Source organism: Amphibacillus indicireducens (genome assembly GCF_039539605.1).
GTDB lineage: Bacteria > Bacillota > Bacilli > Bacillales > Amphibacillaceae > Amphibacillus > Amphibacillus indicireducens.
On the sequence record NZ_BAABDL010000135.1, the window covers coordinates 18,034 to 27,881 of the forward strand.

Annotated in this window: 11 protein-coding genes; all 11 read right to left on the minus strand. The window is 37.7% G+C overall.

Going from position 1 to position 9,848, the window contains the following annotated elements; all coding sequences use genetic code 11:
- Positions 1–60: 60 nt before the first annotated feature.
- The 11 genes from ABD814_RS12135 to dnaJ all read right to left on the minus strand — a co-directional run bounded on the left by ABD814_RS12135 (position 61) and on the right by dnaJ (position 9,693).
- Complete coding sequence (locus ABD814_RS12135; protein ID WP_344913587.1) at positions 61–1,023, minus strand: PhoH family protein; 963 nt, start codon at positions 1,021–1,023, stop codon at positions 61–63.
- A 3-nt stretch (positions 1,024–1,026) separates the two neighbouring features.
- Complete coding sequence (yqfD, locus tag ABD814_RS12140) at positions 1,027–2,232, minus strand: sporulation protein YqfD (RefSeq protein WP_344913590.1); 1,206 nt, start codon at positions 2,230–2,232, stop codon at positions 1,027–1,029.
- Entirely contained in the window at positions 2,229–2,534 is a 306-nt protein-coding gene (gene yqfC, locus ABD814_RS12145) for a sporulation protein YqfC (protein ID WP_344913594.1), read from the minus strand. The genes yqfD and yqfC overlap by 4 nt, the downstream gene beginning before the upstream one ends.
- 151 nt (positions 2,535–2,685) lie before the next feature.
- On the minus strand, positions 2,686–3,165 hold the full coding sequence (locus tag ABD814_RS12150; RefSeq protein ID WP_344913597.1) for a hypothetical protein: 480 nt from the start codon (positions 3,163–3,165) through the stop codon (positions 2,686–2,688).
- A 26-nt stretch (positions 3,166–3,191) separates the two neighbouring features.
- Positions 3,192–4,190: a flotillin-like protein FloA gene (floA, locus tag ABD814_RS12155; protein ID WP_344913600.1), complete on the minus strand. Its 999-nt coding sequence runs from the start codon at positions 4,188–4,190 to the stop codon at positions 3,192–3,194.
- Positions 4,191–4,192: 2 nt separating this feature from the next.
- Entirely contained in the window at positions 4,193–5,530 is a 1,338-nt protein-coding gene (locus tag ABD814_RS12160) for an NfeD family protein (protein ID WP_344913603.1), read from the minus strand.
- A gap of 410 nt (positions 5,531–5,940) precedes the next feature.
- Positions 5,941–6,387 carry a GatB/YqeY domain-containing protein gene (locus ABD814_RS12165; protein WP_344913606.1) on the minus strand — a complete coding sequence of 149 codons (447 nt, stop codon included), beginning with the start codon at positions 6,385–6,387 and terminating at the stop codon, positions 5,941–5,943.
- 50 nt (positions 6,388–6,437) lie between these two features.
- Positions 6,438–6,611: a 30S ribosomal protein S21 gene (gene rpsU / locus ABD814_RS12170; protein ID WP_344913609.1), complete on the minus strand. Its 174-nt coding sequence runs from the start codon at positions 6,609–6,611 to the stop codon at positions 6,438–6,440.
- A 199-nt stretch (positions 6,612–6,810) separates the two neighbouring features.
- Complete coding sequence (locus ABD814_RS12175) at positions 6,811–7,569, minus strand: 16S rRNA (uracil(1498)-N(3))-methyltransferase (RefSeq protein ID WP_344913612.1); 759 nt, start codon at positions 7,567–7,569, stop codon at positions 6,811–6,813.
- A gap of 20 nt (positions 7,570–7,589) precedes the next feature.
- On the minus strand, positions 7,590–8,531 hold the full coding sequence (prmA, locus tag ABD814_RS12180) for a 50S ribosomal protein L11 methyltransferase (protein ID WP_344913615.1): 942 nt from the start codon (positions 8,529–8,531) through the stop codon (positions 7,590–7,592).
- Positions 8,532–8,568: 37 nt separating this feature from the next.
- A complete protein-coding gene (dnaJ, locus tag ABD814_RS12185) occupies positions 8,569–9,693 on the minus strand; it encodes a molecular chaperone DnaJ (RefSeq protein WP_344913618.1) in 1,125 nt (374 codons plus the stop codon).
- Between the last annotated feature and the right edge of the window lie 155 nt (positions 9,694–9,848).

The window sequence follows — 9,848 nt, forward strand, 5'->3', positions numbered from 1 at the left end:
TTAAAAAGATATATTAAGAAAAGCCACTATAAAATTATAGCGGCTTTAAAAATCATTCATTTATGAGTTTTGATTTTCGTAGGCTGCGATAATTTTTTGGACAACTGGGTGGCGGACAACATCTTGTTGTTTTAAATAAACAAATGAAATACCGTTAATATCAGCCAATATCCTTTGAACAGTTTTTAACCCTGATACGGTTTGATTCGGTAAATCAACTTGCGTGACATCACCTGTAATCACCATTTTAGATCCAAAACCTAAACGCGTTAAGAACATCTTCATTTGTTCTGGTGTTGTATTTTGCGCTTCATCTAGAATTACAAAAGCATCATCTAACGTTCGACCACGCATATATGCGAGTGGTGCAATTTCAATTGTTTCACGCTCAATTAACCTCGACGTGTGTTCAAAGCCCAACACATCATGCAATGCATCGTATAACGGCCTTAAGTAAGGATCAACCTTTTCTTTTAGATCACCAGGTAAAAAACCTAGACTCTCACCAGCTTCAACTGCTGGACGCGTTAAGATAATCTTCTTGATATCACCAGACTTTAAAGCATTAACGGCCATTACTACTGCTAAATACGTCTTACCAGTACCTGCTGGACCAATTCCAAAAACTAAATCATTCTTTTTAATTTGATTAACATACTCTCGTTGACCTAGAGTTTTAACACGAATCGCACGCCCAACAGCATTGCGCATAATTGTTTGATCAAATAAGCTATAGAACTGATCAATTTTACCTTGCTGGGCTAGTTCAACAGCATAAATAACATCCCGCTCAGAAATTGTAATACCACGTCTGATCACATTGAGCAACGCATTTAACACTTCATTAACAAGTTTGCGTTTGTCATCCTCTCCTTGAACCATAACTTCTTCACCGCGTGTCACGATTGAGATATCTAATTTAGACTCAAGTTGTTTTAAATGATTATCATTCGTCCCGAATAAACCCATTGCTTCTGTTGGATCAGAAATTGTTAAATCAATTCGTTGTAATTCATCTGACATACATTAATCTCCTTGGCTAGACTCGATTGTATTCACGATATTTTCGTTGACAGTAAAGTATACGTGTAAGTTTACTTTACCATTCTCAGCTGACTGATGCAAAATTTTTTCATCAATAATTGAGCTCGTTGAGTCAAGCTTGCGGAGTAAGTTTTGGCGTGCCTGTTCTAAACCTATTGTAATGGCTTCCTCTTCTGATCGCTCCTGATTAATCATCTCTACTTCTTTATGTGTATTAGTCAGAATTGATAATGGAAATGTCCAATTAGCAATTATCAATTGACTTTGATTCGAAACAACTTTCTCATGACTAAAATCAGTTGATCCAAATCCCCAAATAGGTAATTGAAATGAACCGATTTTTAAATAATATTTGTCTTTAAATGAGCCGGTTTCGATTTGAAATAATCCTTCTAAAGGAACAGTAATTTTTGCTTCATACCAAGTCGTTGCAAAAATTTCAGCTTCAATTTCTACAAATTGCTTAGCTTGATCATTATCCTTTTGTTCTAATTCATTAAGATCCCCAGTAACAAGCATTTGTCCTTTCTTAACAAAATCATTCACTTCAACAAGTGGTCGACCTTTAGCTACGAGCATTTTACTAATGACACCGTCTTTCTGCGCATAAAGGTGAATTCTTTGGCTTTTCTCTTTCATTGGAGCTTGTTTTTTTGTAATCACTTCAATTCGGTAAGTAATCCCATCTGGAACAATCCCAACCCAGAGAATATCAGGATAATCAGCTAAAATTTTTGCTTGAATTTGATCTGGCTTGTCCATCAAATATTTAAGTTTTCCTCGTTTTATACCATAGTTCTCAAGACTAGTGATTAATTGTTCTGCTCTTTCAACAGGGACACCATTTATATCAATAAACAAAATCGATTGGGTAAAGTAAAGAAAAACTAAACAAGCAATCATAAAACTGATTAATAATTGCCGATATTTTTTGATGCGTTGATAAAAGAACGGTAGGCCACTTTTACGGATGAATTTAAATTTGTAATGTGTCTGACGGCGTAGTCGTCGGATCTGGCTCAGATCGCTCAAATAAATATCAGCAATACAATCGACTTCAGACTTTTTAGCAATCGACCATACTGGGATACCATGACGAGCAAAGAGATCAAAAAAACGTTCAGGATAATGACCAGTTACTTTGATAGTCACAATTCCTTTGAACCAAATTGGCTTTACTTGTTTCATGATTTCACCTCATTTTTTGTCGTCAGTTGATCCATTTCTAAAGCTGTCAATTTTCCTTCAATTAAAATTTCTGAAGTTAAGAGCATTTTAATAACTAAGTTTGATCCTTTTATATTTAAAAAACCATGTGAAATATTAAGTATGATTTCATTTGTGGTGAAGCGGACGATTCCTTGGTGATTTTCAATATAGACATGAATATCGCCAATCATTGTAATTCGTGGCAATTCCAAATGGGTTGCAACCAACTGGCTGGCCTTAGAGTTTTTGAGTTTTTCAAAAATTGTTCGCAACTTTCGCACGGAATCGCCTCCCTCACTTTTCAAGATATGATATTTGAACAATAAACAGAACTAATCAATTAGAAAAAGCAACCGCTCAAATAAAAAAACTGCATCTGAAGTTGTTAAGTTTACCTTAACAACTTAGATACAGTTTATCTTTATTGATTCGTTATCGATTGTGTGGGTGATACGGGCGTTTTGAGCGGGGTTGGCCGAGTATCTCAGACATGACAATACTCCCTGCCAAACCTTTGTCCGTGAAATACTTATTTAATCCCATCTCTTTTTTCGTGATCACCTTTTTACGACTTGCCGATATTAAAAGTTCTCCTAAATCTTCATGATCCGCTTGCACCTCGTCATCGAGACTACTGATCGTTGATTTAGTAGAAATATTTAAATCTTTTCGTAATTGTTCAAATTGTTCATTTTGTTGACTTTCAAATTGTCGATCGTCCACTTCAAAACGTTCAAATCGTTCACGTTTTGGTTCGTTGACTTGTTTTTGTTGTGAGTAAATATTTCGTTTAGCAGGAGCTTGCTTTTTGGCTTCTTCTTTTTGTTTATCGGAAAAAGATTTAACAATTGAACCTCCTATTACGAAAACAAATGTCAATAGTGGAACGAGTAGATCTAATAGCTCTTCCATCTTGCCACTCCTTTCCGAGTCAATTTTTATTCTTGATCGGAATCATCAGAGATCTTACCGATTGAACCACGCATATCTGTGTCGGCATTAATGTTTTTATAGTTCATATAATCCATCACACCCATATTTCCAGAACGTAGTGCTTCCGCAAGCGCCAACGGTACATCTGCCTCTGCTTCAACAACTTTTGCGCGCATTTCTTCTACTCGAGCAACCATTTCTTGCTCTTGGGCAACAGCCATCGCACGACGTTCTTCTGCTTTCGCTTGAGCAATGTTTTTATCAGCTTCAGCTTGGTCAGTTTGGAGCATCGCACCAATGTTTTTCCCAATATCCACATCAGCAATATCAATCGATAGAATTTCAAATGCAGTACCAGAATCTAAGCCACGATTCAAAACGTTATGTGAGATCGAATCGGGATTTTCTAACACTTTACTATGTGTATTCGAGCTTCCAATAGTACTTACTACACCTTCACCAACACGAGCGATAATTGTATCTTCACCCGCACCACCAACTAATCGGTCGATATTGGCACGTACAGTAATTCTCGCTTTTGCCTTGACTTCGATACCATCCATCGCAATCCCTGAAATAAACGGTGTTTCAATTACTTTTGGATTAACACTCATCTGTACAGCTTCTAGCACGTCACGACCCGCTAAATCAATCGCTGCACCACGTTCAAAACTTAAATTAATATTTGCACGTTGAGCGGCGATCAACGCATTTACAACTCGATCAACATTACCACCGGCTAAGTAGTGGCTCTCCAGCTGGTTTGTCGTCACCTCAACACCCGCTTTATGTGCCTTAATTAACGGATTAATCACACGACTTGGTACAACTCGACGCAAACGCATACCAATCAGGGTGAAAATCCCTACTTTTACACCTGCAGCTAATGCACTAATCCAAAGTGCTACTGGAATAAACGTTAAAATTACAATAATTGCAATTACAATTAAACCAATGATTAAAATTGGAATCAATCCTTGAAACTCATTAACACCTGTACCCATAATTATTTCTCCTCCTCATTTTTGTATTCACTCACAACTACTCTTGCACCAGCAACTGACACAACTTTAACTTCAGTATGCTGACGGATAAATCCACCTTCTGTCACAACATCTATTCTTTCATCATTAACCACAACAGTACCTGCTGGCCTGAGTGGTGTAATGGCCGTACCAATTTTCCCAATTAAATCTTCACGATGATCAGCAGCTGTATAGCCACGATCAGGCGTTTCTTTATCACTTAAGATAATATGTCGGAACAAACCTTTTTCCAAACCAATTCTGCGATATAAGAAAACAGCTGCACCAATTGATATGATTAAAGCAATTAAAATACTGTAACTGAGATGAACTATATTGTATGCCGACAAATATAGCGCCGCAACAATACTGAGCGCTCCAATTCCTCCAACAATACCACCCGGAACAAAGAATTCGAGAATGATCAGACCGATCCCTAGTACAAATAGGACAAGAACTTCATAACCTGCAAAACCAGCAACCATGTGTCCATAAAAGAACAAGATCAATGAGATTAATCCAATTGATCCAGGAACACCAAATCCTGGTGAGTAGAGTTCAATAATTAAACCTAATCCAGCTAGCGATAAAAGAATCGAAACAACGACTGAATTGGTTAAGAAACGTGCAAACTCCTCAGCTGCAGTTGGTTCTATTTCAACGACCTCCGCATTAGCCAAACCGAGTTCTGCCAAAACTTCTGTCCGATGATTGACAGTTCCATTCGAATAACCAACTTCTAAAGCAGCAGTCGGACCTAAAGTTAAGTATTGTCCTTTTGGTGCATTATACTCAGGTAAATCAATTTCTTTATCTGCCATCGCTTCTGCATAAATTCGGTCTCTTCCTTTTGCTTCAGCAGCACTTCCCATTGCTTCACGCCAATACGATTGAGCTTTCTCATCTGCAGCATTGCCATCACTAGTAATGATCCCACTTGCTCCAATTGTTGCTTGTGGATTCATGTAGATATAGTCAGCAAATAGTGAAATATAAGAACCCGCTGATAGAGCTTGGCTTCTTATGTATGCTGTTTTTGGAATGGACACATCTTGAATGATTTCACCAATATTATTTGCCGCATCAACTCGACCGCCTGGTGTATTAATTTCAAATATGATGTGATCAACATTCGCTTCCTCTGCTTCGGCCATTGTTCTTCGAAGGAATGCCTCTAATCCACGTTCTACCTCTTTTTCAATTGGAATCACATGAACTAATTTCCCTCTCCCTTCAGTTTGAGCGCTTACATGCTTGAAAGTTGTCAAGCTTAAGAATAGTAGGAAAATTAAACACAGTAATATGGAACGTTTTTTCATTACACCACCACCAATTCACGTTAATCGTGTCGCTTCAAACTTGAACACTGTCTTTTTAATTATAACATACGCTTGGCAAAAAATCCCCTTATCACTACTCAAATGATAAGGGGATTTTCACTTTTTTTGCTTTTATCGCAGTGCAACTGTCAGTAAGACCCCTACTTCAAAAATTTGAAGTATACTAAGAATTCTAAGTTGGGGGTCAACTGACAGTAGCGGCCCGATTGGTTCTACTAACGATCAGTAGATCACTGATCGAAGTTTCACTTTATCGCAGTGCAACTGTCAGTAAGACCCCTGCTTCAAAAATTTGAAGTATACTAAGAATTCTAAGTTGGGGGTCAACTGACAGTAGCGGCCCGATTGGTTCTACTAACGATCAGTAGATCACTGATCGAAGTTTCACTTTATGATAAATGCTTCTGAACAAGTTGATTGACAACTGCTCCATCTGCTTTGCCTTTTGTTTTTGGCATAAGTACACTCATCACTTTACCTATATCTTTTTTTGTTGTTGCGCCTGTTTCATTAATGGCATCAACAACGAGTTGTTCAAGTTCGGCACTTGATAGCTGTTCTGGCAAGTAAACTTGAAGAAAATCGATATTTTGCTCGGTTTTTTCTACAAGATCAGCACGATCAGCTTGTGTAAATTCTTGGAGGGAATCTTTTAACTGCTTAAGTTCACGAGCTAAAACAGTTAATTCTTCGTCTTTTGTTAATTCATCTTTACCAAGTTTGATCGCTTCATTTTGGATAGAAGCTTTCACCATGCGAATCATACTCAGCTTTTGCTTTTCTTTATTACGCATAGCCGTTTTCATGTCTTGATTCAGAGATTCTACTAATGACATTTCCTTCTTTACACCCTCTTGATAAGAAACCAAAGATTTCTTATATTTAATTACTTACGCTTTCTTGCTGCTTCAGATTTCTTTTTACGTTTAACACTTGGTTTTTCATAATATTCACGCTTACGATATTCTGATAATGTACCTGACTTTGATACATCACGTTTAAAGCGACGAAGAGCATCTTCAAGCGACTCGTTTTTACGAACGCGAGTAGTATTTGACATGCTATTTTCCCTCCCTCCGGAGCATCAACAATTTAAAAGACAAACTACCCAAGTAGCTTTGTCTCTATGATATTATAATATAATGATATTTATAGGTCAACTTTAAGTTTTGAATTAATCATTAACAATTAGCAATGATCATTCAATTTTCACTAGTTTACTAGGTTGTCCAATGACTGCCAAGGGACATTATCTATCTTTAGCTTAAATTTGTTTCCTCTAATAGATATGACAATGTAGACAAGAAATACATTGGTGCTGTTTCTGTCCGTAGAATTCTCGGTCCCAAACGAATCGGTTGAAAATTAGCATCATAAAACTGTTCAATTTCTTTTTCTGTAAATCCACCTTCAGGACCGATAGCGATGGCTATTGATTGACCATGTTTGATTTGCGCTAAGTATGTTTGAAGCTTTTTTGTTGAAACGGTACGAGTTGTTTCCTCATAAGCAACAAATTTATGCTCAAAATTCTTCGTACTTGTAAGTATTTGCTGCATCGAATGCGGAAGCTCAACCGTAGGCAGGATCGTGCGATGCGACTGCTCTGACGCTTCTTTAGCTATCTTTTGTAATCGCTCTACTTTTTTAGCTTGCTTTTTCCCATCCCACTTTACAATCGATCTTGCACTATTAAAAGGGATAATTGAATCAACACCTAACTCCGTTGACTTTTGGACAATCCATTCCAATTTGTCACCTTTAGGCAAACCTTGGATCAACGTGATTTGTATCGGTAATTCAACCTGATCGTCCAAGCGTTCCAGTTTAGACAAATAGACTTGTTGATCATCAATCTGATCAATTATACAGAGGTATGCATGACCTGATGGATGATTGCAAATAATTTGATCCCCTGGCTTCATTCGCATCACATTAGCGATATGATGATAATCATCGCCTACAATCGCCAACTCATTTTCTCCCCAATACTCTTCATTGATAAAATATCTTTGCAATTTATGTCACCTCAATCAATTTAAGCTGGTTTTTTAGCAACAATTAAGATCCAATCTTTCATTTGATTTGTTTCAATAATTTCAAAACCAGCATTGATTAAAGCTTGTTTAACATCTGTTTCTTTTGCTTTAATAATTCCTGAAGTTATAAATAAACCACCTGGTTTTAGTCTTTCAAACGCATCTGTTTCAAAGCGCATTATAATTTCGGCCAATAAGTTAGCAACGATTAGATCTGGCTTAACTGTGACATGATCCAATAAATTATTTTGCTTAACGGTAATCTTACTACTGGCTTTATTTAGCTTGATATTTATTCCTGCTGCTTTAACAGCAACTACATCAAGATCATATCCATAAACATGATCGGCACCTAGTAAAGCTGCTGCAATACTAAGTACCCCAGAGCCTGTTCCAACGTCAATCACAGTTTGACCAGCTTGCAAATATTCTTCAATCGCTCGGATTGACAAGATTGTTGTTGGGTGTGTTCCAGTTCCAAATGCCATCCCTGGATCTAGTTCGATCACCAATTCATCAGCAGATTCTGGAAGATAATCTTCCCATGTTGGAGTGATCGTAATCTTTTCTGAAACTTGAATCGGTTTATAGTACTTTTTCCATGCGGTTGCCCATTCTTCTTCATTTACTTCACTAAGAGTAATCTTGTTTTGTCCAATGTCAATGTCGTAAACGAGCAACTGGTTGATGGCTTCCTTTATTTGTTCAACAGCTTCACCTAAAAAACTATTCATTGGTAAATACGCCTTTAAGTAAACCCCTTCAGTAGGATAGTCCATCGGATCCAGCTCATAGATTTCGCCTAGTTGGTCAGATCTTTCTTTATGAAAATCGTCTGCATCTTCAATGACAACACCACTAGCTCCCGTTTCATGTAAAATATTTGAGATCAGCTCAATTGCTTCATTTGTTGTATGAATACAAATTTCAGACCATTTCAAATTGATCACTCTTTTCTCAGGTTAAATTAACTTGCAATTAATCATTCTTAAAGGCACGCTTTACTCGACTAAAAAATGAATCTTCCGTTTCATCTGTTGGCTCATTTCCGCTTAAGTCATTAAATTCTCTAATTAATTCTTTTTGCCGCTCTGTAAGATTCGTCGGTGTAATCACACGAATACGGACATTTTGATCACCATGACCATAACCACGTACATTCGGTACCCCTTTTCCTCTTAACCTAAACGTTTTACCCGTTTGAATACCTGCAGGGATCTTCAGTTTGACTTTTCCGTGGACAGTTGGCACTTCAATCTCATCACCCAAAGCAGCTTGAGCAAATGTAATCGGCATATCACAGAAAATATCATCCCCATCTCGTTGGAAAAACTCATGTGGTCTTACTTGAACAACAACGTAAAGATCACCAGCAGGACCACCATTTACGCCCGGTTCACCTTTTCCAGCGACACGAATTTGTTGACCATTATCGATACCAGCAGGGATTTTAATATGAATTTTCTTCTGTTTTTTAACTGTACCTTTACCATGACATGTCGTACATTTTTCTTTAATTTCTTTTCCACTTCCACTACAGTGGTGACAGACGCGTTTATTAACTACACGCCCAAATGGAGTGTTTTGTTCCATATTTAATTGACCGCTACCATGACAATGCCTACACGTTTCAGGTTTTGTTCCTGCCTTGGCACCAGAGCCCTTACATGTATCACATTTTTCCTCACTCGGAATTGATATATCCGTTTCTTTACCAAAAATCGCTTCTTCAAAATCTAATGTCATCGTATATTGAAGATCATTACCTTGTCGTGGGGCATTCGGATCGCGTCTGCCTCCACCACCAAAGAACATATCAAAAATATCACCAAAACCACCAAAGTCTTCAGCACCAAAACCACCTCCGCCAAAGCCTTGTCCTTGAGAAGCTGCATGACCAAATCGGTCATATTGTGCTCTCTTTTGTTCATCACTTAAGACCTCATAAGCCTCTTTTACTTCTTTAAATTTATCCGCTGCATCAGGCTCCTTATTAACGTCTGGATGATATTTACGGGCTAGTCTTCGATACGTTTTTTTAATCTCTTCTGGTGTAGCATCTTTATTAATCCCCAGTACCTCGTAATAATCACGTTTACTCATAAAGGCCATCACTCCCATCTCTTTTTCTGCATAAAAGTAATCATATCATTAATTTGAATCACTAGACAATAGTTGACCCACAATTAATTGAGATAGGGGGAGGTGACTAACCTCCGTCCCTCTCACACCACCGTACATACGGTTCTCGTATACGG